This window comes from Sneathiella sp., assembly GCF_047631475.1.
GTDB lineage: Bacteria > Pseudomonadota > Alphaproteobacteria > Sneathiellales > Sneathiellaceae > Sneathiella.
Map to the genome: position 1 here is coordinate 1 of NZ_JBLHZT010000011.1, position 16,913 is coordinate 16,913.

The window sequence follows — 16,913 nt, forward strand, 5'->3', positions numbered from 1 at the left end:
CAGGCGCTTTATCGATTTCATCAAATGCGAATGCGGCGCCACCGCTCTGCTCAGCAAGAACTTTCGTGATTGCTGCTGTCAGTGTGGTTTTACCGTGGTCAACGTGACCAACAGTACCGATATTCGCATGCGGTTTATTACGCTCAAATTTTTCTTTGGCCATTTTAATTCTCCGTTATCTCCGGCTGCCTCAGCTCTGTGTTACGCCAATTTCGCCAGAACTTCGTCTGAAACGTGTTGTGGCACTGGTTCATAGTGATCAAATACCATTGTGAATGTCGCACGGCCCTGAGTCTGAGACCGAAGATTGTTCACATAACCAAACATGTTGGCCAATGGAACCATCGCATTCACAACCTGCGCGACACCGCGCTGTTCTGTACCGGTTACCTGACCACGGCGACTATTCAAGTCACCCATCACATCACCGATATATTCGTCTGGGGTCACAATCTCGACCTTCATCATTGGCTCAAGAAGACGCAGACCAGCTTTACGGGCCAGTTCGCGCATTGCTGCACGGGCAGCGATCTCAAACGCCATGACGGAGGAGTCAACATCGTGATACGCACCATCAATCAACTCAACATCCACATCGATCAGAGGGAAGCCCGCAAGAACGCCAGTTTCGACGACGTCCTTAATACCCTTCTGAACACCTGGGATATATTCTTTAGGAACAGAACCACCAGTGATGCTGTCGTGGAAATTCAAACCACAACCTAGCTCACCAGGCTGCGCAATCAACTTGATCCGCGCAAACTGACCTGAACCACCGGACTGTTTCTTATGGGTGTAATCCAGCTCGGCTTTCGTTGTGATTGATTCACGGTAAGCAACCTGTGGCGCACCGATATTCGCCTCAACCTTGAATTCACGCTTCATGCGATCAACAATGATGTCCAGGTGGAGCTCGCCCATACCCTTAATAATTGTCTGTCCACTTTCGTGGTCACTGGAAACGCGGAAAGAAGGATCTTCCTGAGCCAAACGGTTCAGCGCAACGCCCATTTTTTCCTGGTCACTCTTGGTCTTAGGCTCAACAGCAATTTCAATCACCGGCTCTGGGAACTCCATGCGTTCCAGAATTACAGGTTTCGCTGAGTCGCAAAGGGTGTCACCTGTTGTTGTGGCCTTAAGACCAGCAATCGCAACGATGTCACCTGCGCGGGCCTCTTTAACATCTTCCCGAGAGTTCGCATGCATCTGAAGCATCCGACCAACCCGCTCGCGGTTATCTTTAACTGAGTTCAAAGTCTGAGTACCAGCTTCAAGAACACCAGAATAAACACGAACGAATGTCAGCGAACCAACGAATGGATCTGTCATAACCTTAAAGGCGAGTCCTGCAAAAGGCTCATCATCAGAAGGGTTACGCTTGATTTCCTTGTCAGTCTTAACATCGATACCTTCAGTACCACCAATATCCAGCGGTGAAGGCATGAAGTCGATAACTGCATCCAGAAGCGGCTGAACGCCTTTGTTCTTAAAGGCCGTTCCTGTCAACACAGGAACAAACGCAGCTTCCAGCGTACCAAGACGAATACAACGACGGAGCGTGTCTTCATCAGGCTCTTCACCTTCCAGATACGCTTCCATGACAGCCTCATCCATTTCGATGGCTGTTTCCAACATTGCTTCGCGGTATTCTGCAGCTTTGTCAGCAAGATCAGCGCGGATATCGCGATATTCAAACGCGGCGCCCATCTCTTCACCTGTCCAGACGATTTCTTTCATCTTGATCAGATCAACAACGCCTTCAAATTCAGCTTCTGAACCAATTGGCAACTGAAGAACAAGCGGCTTCGCACCCAGACGCGTTTTGAACATTTCTACACAGTTGTAGAAGTTCGCACCTGTACGGTCCATTTTGTTCACAAAGCACATGCGTGGTACGCGATACTTATCAGCCTGACGCCAAACAGTTTCTGATTGCGGTTCAACACCCGCAACACCATCAAACACGGCAACCGCGCCATCGAGAACACGCAAAGAACGCTCTACTTCAATTGTGAAGTCAACGTGACCCGGTGTATCAATGATGTTGATCCGGTGATCATTCCAAAAACAAGTCGTCGCAGCAGAAGTAATTGTAATACCCCGCTCCTGCTCCTGTTCCATCCAGTCCATAGTGGCTGCGCCATCATGAACTTCACCAATTTTGTGAGAAACGCCTGTGTAATACAGAATACGTTCTGTTGTCGTTGTTTTACCGGCGTCAATATGAGCCATGATACCGATATTACGATATTTTTCGATGGGCGTCGTGCGTGCCATGAGAGGAAATCCTGTCCTTAAGCTTAGCTTTTACCAGCGATAATGAGCAAAGGCGCGGTTCGCCTCAGCCATTTTGTGCGTGTCTTCGCGCTTCTTCACCGCACCGCCACGCTCGTTTGAGGCATCCAGCAACTCACCAGCCAAACGCTCAACCATAGTAAGCTCAGAGCGGCTGCGTGCACTGTTGATAACCCAACGGATAGCCAACGCCTGAGCGCGGTCCGCACGAACCTCAACAGGAACCTGATAGGTCGCACCACCAACACGGCGTGAGCGAACTTCGAGTTCTGGCTTAACTTTGCCAAGAGCTTCGTGAAAAACTTCTACAGGGTCATTGCCGGATTTCTTACCGATAATGTCGAACGCACCGTAAACGATACCTTCGGCAGTGGACTTTTTACCTGCAATCATAAGAGAGTTCATGAACTTAGTCAGAACTACATCACCAAATTTTGCATCAGGCAAAACTTCGCGCTTCTCTGCTGCGTGACGACGTGACATCCGTTTATTCCTTACTTAGGCTTCTTCGCGCCATACTTAGAACGACGCTGGCGGCGTGTTGAGATACCTTGAGTATCCAGCGTACCGCGAATAATGTGATAACGAACACCTGGCAAATCCTTCACACGGCCGCCGCGGATCATCACGACAGAGTGTTCTTGAAGGTTATGACCCTCACCAGGGATGTAGCTTGTAACCTCAAACCCGTTGGTCAACCGAACACGGGCGACTTTACGCAACGCGGAGTTCGGTTTCTTAGGTGTTGTTGTATAAACTCTTGTGCAAACGCCACGCTTTTGCGGGCATGCTTCCATAGCAGGCACCTTATTCCGAGAAACAGGCGCTTTACGTGGTTTTCTAATCAGCTGATTAATAGTAGGCATTCTTATTCCTATCCAATCGTTTCCGCAAATAGCACAGCCGCGCACAGCTGCGGACCTGAGCGCGGTCGGGTTTTTTGCGTCTACCCGAAGAGACATAACACGTGCACCTTCCTTCAAACACCTGACCGCGCACGGAAATTGATGAAACATCGTTCGTCAGGAGGGCGCAATATATGAGTGGACCCGCCATCAGTCAAGTAGAAATGTAAGGAAAACTGCGTGCTCTGCGACTCTTTTAGATTCTCGCAGTTTCGCAGCCATTTCCGTCGATAAAATCAAAGAAATCACGAAGACAATGATCCGTTTTTCTCCCATTTAGGGAAATACTCTACTGGAATCAAAAACGGCGCCCCGATAAAGAGCGCCGTTTTTAGAATCTTAGAACAGCGTCAGAACCCGACCGAGTTCTGATTCTAGGACATTAATCCGTGGTCGCTTCCTGACCATCAGTCGTGTTGATCATATCAACCGGAAAATCGGACTGTTCCTGAATGACACGATCCCGCTCCGCAGCAATGCGTTTCAGTTGGTTCATCTGAGCCCCGGTACCTGCTGGGATCAAACGACCTACGATCACGTTTTCTTTCAGGCCGGTCAACGTATCCTTCTTACCCGCTACAGAAGCTTCGGTCAGAACCCGTGTTGTTTCCTGGAAGGACGCAGCAGAGATGAAAGAGTTTGTCTGCAAGCTGGCTTTGGTAATACCCAGTAGAATTGGGCTTCCCTGTGCCGGTGCACGACCTGCTTTTTCAAGTTTGATATTTTCTGCTTCGAACTCTTCCCGGTCCACATGCTCACCAAGCAAGAAGGTTGACTCACCTTGCGATTCAATTTCGATCTTCTGAAGCATCTGACGGCAAATCACTTCGATATGCTTGTCATTGATCTTCACACCCTGCAGACGATAAACGTCCTGGATTTCATTGATCAGGAAGTTCGCCAGAGCCTCGACACCCAGTACCTTCAAAATATCATGCGGTGCAGGGTTACCATCCAACAGATAATCGCCAACCCGTACATAGTCGCCCTCATTCACGGCAAGATGCTTACCTTTTGGAATGAGATATTCTACTGGTTCCAGATTTTCGTCTTCAGGGCGAATGCTGACGCGGCGTTTTGACTTATAGTCTTTACCAAATTCAACATAACCATCTGCTTCAGCAATAATCGCATGGTCTTTAGGACGACGCGCTTCAAAGAGTTCGGCCACCCGTGGCAGACCACCGGTAATATCTTTCGTTTTCGATCCCTCACGTGGGATACGGGCAAGAACGTCACCCGCCTGAACTTCAACACCATCTTCAACAGACAGGATCGCATCCACAGGCAGGAAGTAACGAGCTTCGTGACCATTCGGCAACGCCAGCAGTTCACCACCTGCATCCCGCAGAGTAATACGAGGACGCAGATCTGTACCTTTTGGCTGGGCTTTCCAGTCAACAACGATTTTACGGGTAATACCAGTTGCTTCATCGACCTGTTCCGCGATGGAGATACCGCTTACCAGATCTTTATAGCTTACAGTACCTTCAAGTTCCGTAATCACAGGGGTTGTAAATGGATCCCACTGGGCCAACTTATCGCCCTTGCCGACCTTCTGATCTTCGTCAACCAGCAGGGTTGTACCATAGGTCAGACGGTGACGGGCGCGTTCACGATTGTTGCTATCCACAAGAACCAGTTCAGAGTTACGGCCCATAACAACGAGCAGCCCTTTACTGTTTTTCACAACATTTCTGTTGTGAATGCGGATTGTACCTTCATGAGACGCTTCAATGGATGAAATTTCAGCAACCTGCGCTGTACCACCAATATGGAAGGTACGCATGGTCAACTGAGTACCAGGCTCACCAATTGACTGAGCCGCGATAACACCAACAGCCTCACCGATATTCACGGGCGTTCCGCGGGCCAGATCGCGGCCATAACATTTACCGCAAATTCCGCCTTTTGTTTCACAGGTAAGAACCGAACGGATAAGAACCTGCTCAACACCACATGTTTCTGCAGCCAAAGAAGTAGCTTCGTCGAACATGTCACCCGCGGCAACAAGGACATCCCCTGTTTGTGGGTTGATCACGTCAACAGAAGCGGTCCGTCCAAGGAGACGATCACTTAGAGTAGCGATAATATCACTGCCCTCAACAACCTCACGAACGGTCACACCTTTCTGTGTACCACAATCGAATTCAACAACAACACAGTCCTGAGCCACATCGACCAGGCGACGCGTCAAATAACCGGAGTTGGCTGTTTTCAAAGCTGTATCAGCAAGACCCTTACGCGCACCATGTGTCGAGTTAAAGTACTCAAGAACGCTCAAACCTTCTTTAAAGTTTGAAATGATCGGAGTCTCAATGATTTCACCAGACGGCTTGGCCATAAGGCCACGCATACCAGCAAGCTGTTTCATCTGCGCGGCAGAACCACGAGCACCAGAGTGAGCCATCATATAGATTGAGTTAATGCCAATCTGACGGTTATCTTCACCAATCTGGACGGCTTCAATAACCTTCATCATTTCGTCAGCAACTTTGTCCGTACACTGCGACCAGGCGTCAATAACCTTATTGTACTTCTCACCCTGAGTAATCAGGCCATCATAGTACTGACGCTCATATTCTTCAGCAAGAACACGTGTATCTTCAACAAGCTTGTCTTTAGACACGGGAATCTGCATGTCGTCTTTACCGAAGGAAATACCAGCACGACAAGCGTGGGCAAAACCAAGACCCATGAGCCTATCGGCAAAGATCACAGTCTCTTTTTGTCCGCAGTGACGGTACACTTCGTCAATAACAGAGGTGATTTCTTTTTTGGTCAACAAGCGGTTGATCAAACCAAAATTCACTTTGGAGTTCCGCGGCAGGATTTCTTCGATCAGCATCCGGCCTGGTGTTGTTTCAGTAAGACGGGCCTCTTCCGAACCATCTTCATTCACGTAGCGGATTTTTGTTTTAATCTTACTGTGAAGTGTCAAAACATTGTTGTCGATGGCATGCTGGGCTTCTGCAACGTCAGAAATCAGCATTCCTTCGCCTGGCTCATTATCTTTATTCATTGTCAGATAATAGATACCCAGAACAATGTCCTGACTTGGAACGATAATCGGTTTACCACTGGCAGGGCTGAGGATGTTGTTTGTAGACATCATCAAAACGCGAGCTTCCAACTGGGCTTCCAGTGAAAGCGGCACGTGGACCGCCATTTGGTCACCATCAAAGTCAGCATTGAACGCTGTACAAACCAAAGGATGAAGCTGAATGGCTTTACCCTCGATCAGAACTGGTTCAAACGCCTGAATACCAAGACGATGAAGCGTTGGCGCCCGGTTCAGCAGAACCGGATGTTCGCGAATGACTTCGTCAAGAATATCCCAAACTTCGGGACGTTCTTTTTCAACAAGTTTCTTGGCCATCTTGACCGTTGCCGCCATACCCTTCAATTCGAGCTTGGCATAAATAAACGGTTTAAATAGCTCCAAGGCCATTTTCTTCGGCAAACCACATTGGTGTAGTTTCAATTCCGGTCCCACAACGATTACGGAACGGCCAGAATAGTCGACACGTTTACCAAGAAGGTTTTGACGGAAACGACCCTGTTTACCTTTCAACATGTCTGAAAGAGATTTCAGAGGACGTTTATTGGCACCTGTGATCACACGACCGCGACGACCATTATCAAACAACGCATCAACAGATTCCTGCAGCATACGTTTTTCGTTCCGGACAATGATGTCAGGAGCACGCAGTTCAATCAGGCGCTTCAAGCGGTTATTCCGGTTAATCACACGGCGGTAAAGATCGTTGAGATCTGACGTCGCAAAGCGGCCGCCATCCAGCGGGACCAACGGACGAAGCTCAGGTGGAATAACCGGAATGACCTGAAGGATCATCCATTCAGGGCGGTTACCGGATTCCATGAACGCTTCGATCAACTTAAGACGCTTAGCCAGTTTCTTAGGTTTGGCTTCAGACGTTGTTGTCCGCATCTCTTCGCGGATTTCTTCGCTGATGGTTTCAAGATCAAGGTTCGACAAAATGTCACGAATGGCTTCTGCACCAATACTGGCTGTAAAGGCATCGTCACCATAATCATCCTGCGCATCCAGGAATTCTTCTTCGGTCAGCAACTGGTACTGTTTCAAAGGAGAAAGACCAGGCTCGATTACAACATAATGCTCGAAATACAGGATCCGTTCCAGATCCTTCAATGTCATATCAAGCAGAAGGCCAATACGAGATGGTAGTGATTTCAGGAACCAGATATGGGCAACTGGAGACGCAAGCTCAATATGCGCCATGCGTTCACGACGCACCTTAGACAGCGTCACTTCAACGCCACATTTTTCGCAGGTAATCCCACGATATTTCATGCGTTTGTATTTACCGCACAAACATTCGTAGTCTTTGATCGGGCCAAAAATTCTGGCGCAGAAAAGGCCGTCTTTTTCTGGTTTGAACGTCCGGTAATTGATGGTTTCGGGCTTTTTGATCTCACCATAAGACCAAGAACGGATACGTTCTGGTGAAGCGATTGAGATTTTAATCTCATCAAACGCCTGAGTGCCTTGTGGCTGACCGAAAAGGTTCATCAACTCATTCATGGACCAACTCTCCTATTGATCCCGGGCTTGCCGGGGAGCCGCCAGTTTGACGGCCAAAATTAGTAACGTGACGATAATGGAACGCTCCGGCCAAAGCCGGAGCACCCAATTAGTAACCGATCTGGGACAGCTCGACATTCAGACACAAGGAACGCATTTCCTTGACCAGAACGTTAAAGCTTTCCGGAATACCGGCTTCAAATGTGTCATCACCACGAACAATTGCTTCATATACTTTCGTACGACCTGCAACGTCGTCAGACTTGACAGTTAGCATTTCCTGCAAGGTGTAAGCTGCACCATAAGCCTGCAATGCCCAAACCTCCATTTCACCGAAGCGCTGTCCACCGAACTGAGCCTTACCACCAAGCGGCTGCTGAGTGACCAAGCTGTATGGCCCGATCGAACGGGCGTGGATCTTGTCATCCACAAGGTGATGAAGTTTCAACATGTAAATGTATCCAACTGTCACCTTACGGTCGAAGGTTTCACCTGTACGGCCATCAATCAATGTCACCTGACCGGATGTATCCAGACCCGCAACCTGAAGGAGACGATCAATGTCTACTTCTTTCGCGCCGTCAAAAACAGGTGTCGCCATTGGCACACCGTTTCTTAGATTTTCACCCAGCTCAATGAACTGCTCATCGGCCATGTCAGAGATTTTCTCACCATATTCCTCTTCACCGTAAACTTCACTCAGTTTATTTTTCAGAGGTTCAAGGTCAGAAGCCCCCCGATAGATGCGTTCCATAATCTCGTTAATCTGAACACCGATACCATGGCTGGCCCACCCTAAATGGGTTTCCAGAATCTGACCGACATTCATACGGGACGGAACACCCAATGGGTTCAGTACGATATCAACAGGCTTTCCGTCTTCAAGATATGGCATATCTTCTTCAGGAAGAATACGGGAGATAACACCTTTGTTACCATGACGACCCGCCATCTTGTCACCTGGCTGAAGCTTACGCTTAACCGCGACAAAGACTTTGACCATCTTCATCACCCCAGGAGGCAACTCATCGCCACGCTGAAGTTTGTCCACTTTATTCTCAAAGCGGGCACGAAGGCGACCAATCGCTTCATCATACTGTTTCTTCAAAGCTTCGATGTCTGTCATGACGTCGTCATTGTCGACACTCAGCTGCCACCAGACACCGGAGTGGATGTCCATCAGTTTCTCGGACGTAATCTCTTCACCTGCTTTAAACTCGGCTGGTCCTGAAACAACAGTCTGACCGGCAAGCAACCCTTTCAAGCGATCATAAATAGTCCGCTCAAGGATCGCTTTTTCGTCGTCCCTGTCTTTTGCCAGATGTTCAATTTCGTCCCGTTCAATCGCCAGAGCACGTTCGTCTTTTTCAACACCATGACGGTTAAAGACACGCACTTCAACCACTGTACCGGCTACACCCGGCGGCAAGCGCAACGAAGTATCCCGAACATCGGATGCTTTTTCACCAAAGATGGCCCGCAGAAGTTTTTCTTCTGGAGTCATCGGGCTTTCACCCTTTGGCGTAATCTTACCAACCAGAATATCGCCTGGCTGAATTTCAGCACCCACATATACGATACCGGCTTCGTCAAGGTTTTTCAGGCCTTCTTCACCGACATTTGGAATATCCCGAGTAATTTCCTCAGGGCCCAATTTCGTATCCCGCGCAGCGACTTCAAACTCTTCGATATGAATTGAAGTGAAGACGTCATCTTTAACGATCCGCTCCGAAATCAGGATCGAATCCTCAAAGTTATAGCCATTCCACGGCATAAACGCGACCAGCACGTTCCGTCCGAGGGCCAGTTCACCAAGATCAGTCGACGGTCCATCACAGATGATGTCGCCTTCTTCAACCCGGTCCCCAACCTTTACGAGAGGCCGCTGGTTAATGCAGGTATTCTGGTTAGACCGCTGGAATTTCAGCAGGTTGTAAATATCAACACCAGACTTGCTCAGATCAGTTTCTTCTGCCCGAATAACGATACGGGTAGCATCCACCTGATCAACGATACCGCCGCGTTTGGCAACCGTTGCAACGCCAGAGTCCCGTGCAACACGTTCTTCCATACCAGTACCAACGAACGGCGCTTCCGCTTTAAGTAGTGGAACGGCCTGACGTTGCATGTTCGAGCCCATCAAGGCACGGTTCGCATCATCGTTTTCAAGGAACGGAATAAGTGACGCACCCACGGATACCAGCTGTTTTGGTGATACGTCGATGAAGGTCACTTCTTCAGGTTTAGCAACCACATATTCGCCTTGTGCACGACAACGGACAAAATCCTCGGTAAATTGGCCGTTCTCATCCAGTGCCGCGTTGGCTTGCGAAATTGTATGCTTGCTCTCTTCCATTGCGGAGAGATATTTTACTTCGCCGGTCAGCTTATTATTTTCTACTCGCTGATATGGGCTTTCAATAAAGCCATACTTATTGACACGAGCAAATGTGGCAAGCGAGTTGATCAAACCAATGTTTGGACCCTCAGGCGTTTCAATCGGGCAAATACGACCATAGTGTGTTGGATGAACGTCACGGACTTCAAAGCCTGCGCGTTCTCGCGTAAGACCACCTGGGCCAAGCGCCGACAAACGACGTTTATGGGTAATTTCTGACAATGGGTTTGTCTGATCCATAAACTGGCTAAGCTGTGACGAACCAAAGAATTCCCGAACAGCGGCAGCAGCCGGTTTCGCATTGATCAGGTCATGTGGCATGACCGTATCAATTTCGACAGAACTCATCCGCTCACGAATAGCACGCTCCATACGAAGCAAACCAATACGATACTGATTTTCCATCAGTTCGCCAACGGAACGAACCCGGCGGTTACCCAAGTTATCAATATCGTCGGTTTCACCGTGACCGTCTTTAAGGCGCACAAGTGTTTTTACAACTTCAAGAATATCTTCCTTGCGAAGAACACGTACCGTATCTTCAACGTCCAGATCCAGACGCATGTTCATTTTCACACGGCCAACCGCTGACAGGTCATAGCGTTCTGAATCGAAGAACAACCCGTGGAACAATGCTTCAGCAGTTTCCTCGGTTGGCGGCTCACCCGGACGCATCACACGGTAGATATCGATAAGCGCCTGCTCACGAGTGGAGCTCTTATCAACAGCAAGTGTGTTGCGGATATACGGGCCAACATTGACATTATCGATGTCCAGAGTGGAAATCTCGTCAAAGCCTGCAGCTTCCAACTGATCCACCAAAGCTTCTGTAAGCTCGTCACCGGCTTCAACAAAGACTTCCCCTGTTTCAGGGTTAATCATGTCTTCAGCTGCAAAACGACCCACCAGCTCAAGGTGGCTGACCAGCATATCTTTCAAGCCGGCATCAACCAATTTTTTGGCCAGACGCTGTGTGACTTTTGTCCCTGTTTCGGCAACAACTGTTTCTGTATCTGCGTCGACAAGATCCCGGATAAGACGGCTTCCACGAACCCGTTCAACATTAAACGGTGTCCGCCAGCCTTTTTTATCAAGCTTGTAATCAACACGATCGTAGAAATAATTCAGGATATCTTCCTGGCTCAGCCCTAAGGCCTGAAGCAGGGCAGTCACCGGAAGTTTACGGCGACGGTCAATCCGAACATGGACGATGTCTTTGGCATCAAATTCAAAATCGAGCCAAGAACCACGATACGGGATAACCCGAGCCGCAAACAAAAGTTTACCGCTTGAATGGGTTTTACCTTTGTCATGATCAAAGAAAACACCGGGGCTCCGATGCATCTGCGAAACGATTACGCGCTCGGTACCGTTAATGATAAAGGTACCTTTATCGGTCATGAGCGGCATATCGCCCATGTAAACGCTCTGCTCCTTGATATCCAGGACAGATTTAGCTTCTGTATCGGGGTCTACCTCAAACACGATCAGACGAAGCGTCGCTTTCAATGGCGCTGCGAATGTCATACTGCGTTGCTGACATTCCTCTTCGTCATATTTCGGAGGTTCGAATTCATAACTCACGAATTCCAAGCTAGCCGTATCCGCAAAATCCTTTATCGGAAAGACTGACTTAAAAACGCTTTGAAGACCTTCGTCACCCCGCTCATCCGCTGGAATATTTTCCATAAGGAAAGCGTCGTAGGAGGTTTTTTGAACCTCAATAAGATTTGGCATTGTTGTCGCGGCTGCGATACGCCCAAAATCTTTACGAACACGTTTCCGACCGGTGAACGACTGCAAAATGCCCATGCGAAATCCCCGTAATTCTGTTGCCTAACTGAGATGTAGCCCAAAATGGTCTACAAATTTAAACTCTGACCGGCTTTTTGCCCATAATGGCGTTTAACCAGATCAAAATTCAACATATTTCGTACCAAATTCAGACCATTGGTGCCGGTCACGTGTTTAAAATCCCGTCAGATTGTGCCGCTCTGTTTTCAAAAGCGGTTGCGGGGAAGGCAGCAAATGCCACCTTCCCCGGCTTATTTAACGATCAGCTGATCGCTGGCAATGTTGAACTTATTTAAGTTCAACAGAAGCACCAGCACCTTCGAGCTGTTCTTTAAGTTTAGCTGCTTCGTCTTTAGAAGCGCCTTCTTTAACTGGCTTCGGTGCGCCTTCAACCAGTTCTTTGGCTTCTTTCAGACCCAGGCCAGTGATGGCGCGGACTTCTTTAATCACGTTAATTTTCTTCTCGCCAGCGGCAGTCAGAATAACGTCGAACTCGTCTTTTTCAGCTGCAGCAGCTTCGCCGCCACCAGCACCTGGAGCAGCAGCAACAGCAACTGGTGCTGCGGCAGAAACGCCCCATTTTTCTTCTAGAAGTGTTGCAAGTTCTGCAGCTTCCAGCACTGTAAGTGCGGAAAGGTCTTCGGCAATCTTTTCGAGATCGGCCATTGTACTATTCTCCTCAGGTAAACCGTTAGGTTTTCAATAAATAAATAACTGGCTTTTACATCTAACCCTGTTCGGCTTTCGCCGACAGGACACGGGCCAACTGTCCAGCTGGTGCTTGTAGAACGCCTGCGATTTTCGTCGCTGGAGCCTGAACAAGACCAACAAGTTTTCCACGAAGTTCGTCGAGAGATGGAAGGCTTGCAAGAGACTTAATGCCATCAGCATCAAGTTCAGTTGCACCCATTGCACCACCAATAACAACAAACTTGTCATTCCCTTTTGCGAATTCTGTAACAACCTTAGGGGCTACTACAGGATCCTCAGAATATGCAATACCGACTGGGCCTTTCAGCTTGTCGGCAAGAGAACCATAGTCCGTGCCATCAAGAGCGAGACGTGTAAGCCGATTTTTCGTCACTTTGAAGTTGGCGCCTGCTTCGCGCATCTTTACACGCATGGCTGTCATTTCTGCTACAGTGAGGCCACTGTATTCTGCAACAACAACTACGCCAGCGTTGGCAAAGACACCGCTCATTTCGGCAACCAGAGCTTCTTTTTGCGATCGGTCCACTCGTCGTCTCCAGTAAATGAAATGTCACCTAAATGGTAAACATCCCGGTTAAAAAAGAATTCGGCCCAAATGGGTCAAATCCGTTTTACTGTCCCAGGTCCACCTGAATTGCTGACAAGCAGCGAATTTGTAGCTTCCCTGTCTATGCAGGCAACATTCGTTTTTAAATTCGAGCCCCTAAAAAGGAACCTGAACACCTACGGTCTTGGACAGCTGAGCCTGACTAGCAGGCTCAGGCATCTGCCGCAAAAGCGGCAAATCCTTTAAAGCAAACTTATGAAAGTTCGCTAATTTCTACTTTGACACCTGGGCCCATAGTGGAACTCAATGCCATCCTTTTCAGATACTGACCTTTAGCGCCTGCTGGTTTGGCTTTAACAACCGCTGCAACAAAGGCTTTGATATTTTCGTTCAGTGCATCTGCTGTAAAGCTTGATTTACCAACACCTGCGTGAACAATACCGGTTTTCTCAGCACGGAATTCAACCTGACCGCCTTTGGCCGCTTTAACAGCGTCCGCAACGTTTGGTGTAACTGTACCCAGTTTTGGATTTGGCATCAGACCACGTGGGCCGAGTACCTTACCAAGACGGCCAACAACAGCCATCATGTCTGGAGTTGCGATACAACGATCGAAATCCATGTTGCCGCCCTGAATGATTTCCATCAGATCTTCAGCACCAACGAGTTCAGCACCGGCAGCTTTCGCTTCGTCGGCCTTATCGCCCCGTGCGAACACAGCAACACGAACAGATTTACCAGTACCATTAGGCAGCTGAATAACGCCACGAACCATCTGATCAGCATGACGTGGGTCAACACCCAGGTTCATTGCGATTTCGACGGTTTCGTCGAATTTGGAAGTTGCGTTGGATTTAACCAGTTCTACAGCTTCGTTCAGTGCATAGAGCTTCTCAGAATCGATAGCGTCTGCTGCAACTTTTTGTCTTTTAGTCAATTTCGCCATGTCTTCAGCCCTCTACCGCATAGCCCATTGAACGGGCAGAGCCTTTGATGATTTCCATCGCGGCTTCGATATCATTTGCATTGAGGTCAACCATTTTCGCTTCAGCGATTTCTTTGACCTGAGCCAAAGTAACTGTCGCTGCAACATCACGGCCAGGTGTGCTACCACCTTTTTTCTGACCTGCTGCCTTCTTAAGGAAATAAGAGGCTGGTGGCGTTTTAGTAATAAATGTGAAAGACCGGTCAGCAAAGACTGTGATCACAGTAGGGATCGGCATGCCGCCTTCCATACTACCCGTCGCAGCATTAAATGCTTTACAGAATTCCATAATATTCACACCCTGCTGACCCAAAGCTGGACCAATCGGTGGTGAAGGATTTGCCTGTCCCGCTGGGACCTGCAGCTTAATATAGCCTTGTATCTTCTTTGCCATTTTCTTCCCTATTCAATTTTAAGGGTCTGCGGTGCGGCCATGGCAGGCCTTCCGCAACTCTGTCGCACCATTACGACAAAATTCTAATTCTTAACTTTTCTCAACTTGAGAATAATCGAGCTCTACCGGGGTGGATCGACCAAAGATTGAAACGGACACTTTCAACTTGGCTTTATCTTCATCCACCTCTTCAACAACCCCCATAAAGGTTGCAAAAGGACCGTCACTGACGCGGACTTCTTCGCCGATTTCAAATGTAACAGATGGTTTCGGACGTTCGATCCCTTCCTGAACCTGGTTCAGAACCGACATCGCCTCTTTCTCAGAAATTGGCTGCGGTTTGTTCTGGTTGCCCAAAAAGCCTGTAACCTTGGGAAGATTCTTCACAAGGTGATAGGTCTCATCGTTCATTTCCATATTTGCCAAGACATAGCCGGGGAAGAATTTGCGCTCAGCACTCACTTTTTGACCGCGGCGCACTTCTACAACTTCCTCGACAGGAACCAGAACATCTTCAAACTTGTCAGCCATCCCTTTCAGGATAGCCTGCTCTTTCACAGCTTGAGCAACTTTTTTCTCAAAACCGGAATATGCGTGAATAATATACCAACGTTTTCTGGGCTTGCGTTCAGTCTCAGACATACCAATCAGGCTCCCGCTTCCAGAATAAGCTTAACAATTGCCTGAATACCTGTATCCACGGCAAAGAAGAAAATCGACGCAAGAAAGACCATAACGAACACCATACCAGTGGTGATCATTGTCTCTTTGCGAGTTGGCCACGTTACCTTGGAAGCCTCTTGCCGCACTTGGCGGATAAAAGCACCTGGAGTTACCTTTGCCATTCTTTCCTCAAATCAGTTTTCAACAACCGGGTGACCCGGCGGTATACAGGATTTCTTTCCAGAGATCAACCAGACTGGCAGGAGTGGAGGGGATCGAACCCCCAACCCCCGGTTTTGGAGACCGGTGCTCTACCAATTGAGCTACACTCCTGCGGTCTGTACTGGCACATAGAGCCGCCGAAAATTTTCCCGACGGCTCAATGCCAATTCTCTAGTCTGACGAAATCAGAAATTTCGTCAGAAGAAACGAATTTACTCGACGATAGATGAGACGACGCCGGCGCCGACTGTCCGTCCACCTTCGCGAATAGCGAAACGCAGACCTGCATCCATAGCGATCGGAGCAATCAATTCAACATCCACTTTGATGTTATCACCAGGCATGACCATTTCGGTCCCTTCTGGCAATGTCACAACACCGGTTACGTCCGTAGTACGGAAGTAGAACTGTGGACGATAGTTTGTGAAGAATGGTGTGTGACGACCACCTTCATCTTTCGTCAGAATGTAAGCTTCTGCTGTGAATTTTGTGTGCGGTGTAATCGTTCCTGGATGCGCCAGAACCTGACCACGCTCAACATCTTCACGTTTCGTACCACGAAGCAGAACACCAACGTTATCGCCAGCTTCACCCTGATCGAGCAGCTTGCGGAACATTTCAACGCCTGTGCATGTTGTTTTGACAGTGTCTTTGATACCGATGATTTCGATCTCTTCACCAACCTTAACAACACCGCTTTCGATCCGGCCTGTTACAACAGTACCGCGACCGGAAATTGAGAACACGTCCTCAATTGGCATCAGGAATGGCTTGTCAACATCACGCTCTGGAAGTGGGATGTAGTCATCAACTGCCTGCATCAGTTCCAAAATAGCGTTCTTGCCGATTTCGTCATCACGACCTTCAAGTGCCGCAAGAGCAGACCCTTTAACAATCGGAATATCGTCGCCTGGGAAGTCGTATTCGCTCAGAAGCTCACGAATTTCCATTTCAACAAGCTCAAGAAGCTCTTCGTCGTCGACCTGGTCAACTTTGTTCATGAAAACAACAAGGGCTGGAACACCAACCTGACGAGCAAGCAGGATATGCTCGCGAGTCTGTGGCATTGGTCCGTCAGCGGCTGACACAACAAGGATACCACCATCCATCTGCGCGGCACCAGTGATCATGTTTTTCACATAGTCAGCGTGACCTGGACAGTCAACGTGAGCATAGTGACGACCTTCTGTTTCATATTCAACATGTGCTGTTGAAATCGTGATACCACGCGCTTTTTCTTCAGGCGCTTTATCGATTTCATCAAATGCGAATGCGGCGCCACCGCTCTGCTCAGCAAGAACTTTCGTGATTGCTGCTGTCAGTGTGGTTTTACCGTGGTCAACGTGACCAACAGTACCGATATTCGCGTGCGGTTTATTACGCTCAAACTTTTCTTTGGCCATATCTCTGTCGTCCTGAACTATTTAATTCT

At 48.5% G+C, this 16,913-nt stretch carries 13 protein-coding genes and 1 tRNA gene; all 14 read right to left on the minus strand.

Annotated elements, in window-relative coordinates; all coding sequences use genetic code 11:
• A partial coding sequence (locus tag ACJAYR_RS06405; protein ID WP_415235898.1) for a GTP-binding protein occupies positions 1-163 on the minus strand: 163 nt, incomplete at its 3' end.
• 38 nt (positions 164-201) lie between these two features.
• Positions 202-2,277 carry an elongation factor G gene (gene fusA, locus ACJAYR_RS06410; RefSeq protein WP_169546492.1) on the minus strand — a complete coding sequence of 692 codons (2,076 nt, stop codon included), beginning with the start codon at positions 2,275-2,277 and terminating at the stop codon, positions 202-204.
• A 30-nt stretch (positions 2,278-2,307) separates the two neighbouring features.
• Entirely contained in the window at positions 2,308-2,778 is a 471-nt protein-coding gene (gene rpsG / locus ACJAYR_RS06415) for a 30S ribosomal protein S7 (RefSeq protein ID WP_169546493.1), read from the minus strand.
• Between the two features lie 11 nt (positions 2,779-2,789).
• Positions 2,790-3,161, minus strand: a complete 372-nt coding sequence (gene rpsL / locus ACJAYR_RS06420) for a 30S ribosomal protein S12 (protein WP_169546494.1) — start codon at positions 3,159-3,161, stop codon at positions 2,790-2,792.
• Between the two features lie 421 nt (positions 3,162-3,582).
• The gene (rpoC, locus tag ACJAYR_RS06425) at positions 3,583-7,767 is read right to left on the minus strand and encodes a DNA-directed RNA polymerase subunit beta' (RefSeq protein ID WP_415235834.1); all 4,185 of its coding nucleotides are present in this window, start codon (positions 7,765-7,767) and stop codon (positions 3,583-3,585) included.
• A gap of 109 nt (positions 7,768-7,876) precedes the next feature.
• Positions 7,877-11,971 carry a DNA-directed RNA polymerase subunit beta gene (gene rpoB, locus ACJAYR_RS06430; protein WP_415235899.1) on the minus strand — a complete coding sequence of 1,365 codons (4,095 nt, stop codon included), beginning with the start codon at positions 11,969-11,971 and terminating at the stop codon, positions 7,877-7,879.
• Between the two features lie 276 nt (positions 11,972-12,247).
• Positions 12,248-12,625: a 50S ribosomal protein L7/L12 gene (gene rplL, locus ACJAYR_RS06435; protein ID WP_415235835.1), complete on the minus strand. Its 378-nt coding sequence runs from the start codon at positions 12,623-12,625 to the stop codon at positions 12,248-12,250.
• A 61-nt stretch (positions 12,626-12,686) separates the two neighbouring features.
• A complete protein-coding gene (rplJ, locus tag ACJAYR_RS06440) occupies positions 12,687-13,196 on the minus strand; it encodes a 50S ribosomal protein L10 (protein WP_169546497.1) in 510 nt (169 codons plus the stop codon).
• Positions 13,197-13,470: 274 nt separating this feature from the next.
• On the minus strand, positions 13,471-14,163 hold the full coding sequence (rplA, locus tag ACJAYR_RS06445) for a 50S ribosomal protein L1 (RefSeq protein ID WP_169546498.1): 693 nt from the start codon (positions 14,161-14,163) through the stop codon (positions 13,471-13,473).
• A gap of 4 nt (positions 14,164-14,167) precedes the next feature.
• Complete coding sequence (gene rplK, locus ACJAYR_RS06450; RefSeq protein ID WP_169546499.1) at positions 14,168-14,596, minus strand: 50S ribosomal protein L11; 429 nt, start codon at positions 14,594-14,596, stop codon at positions 14,168-14,170.
• 90 nt (positions 14,597-14,686) lie between these two features.
• A complete protein-coding gene (gene nusG, locus ACJAYR_RS06455) occupies positions 14,687-15,238 on the minus strand; it encodes a transcription termination/antitermination protein NusG (protein ID WP_169546500.1) in 552 nt (183 codons plus the stop codon).
• 5 nt (positions 15,239-15,243) lie between these two features.
• The gene (gene secE, locus ACJAYR_RS06460; protein WP_169546501.1) at positions 15,244-15,441 is read right to left on the minus strand and encodes a preprotein translocase subunit SecE; all 198 of its coding nucleotides are present in this window, start codon (positions 15,439-15,441) and stop codon (positions 15,244-15,246) included.
• Between the two features lie 75 nt (positions 15,442-15,516).
• A tRNA-Trp gene (locus ACJAYR_RS06465) sits at positions 15,517-15,592 on the minus strand.
• 101 nt (positions 15,593-15,693) lie between these two features.
• Positions 15,694-16,884 carry an elongation factor Tu gene (gene tuf, locus ACJAYR_RS06470; RefSeq protein WP_267177726.1) on the minus strand — a complete coding sequence of 397 codons (1,191 nt, stop codon included), beginning with the start codon at positions 16,882-16,884 and terminating at the stop codon, positions 15,694-15,696.
• Between the last annotated feature and the right edge of the window lie 29 nt (positions 16,885-16,913).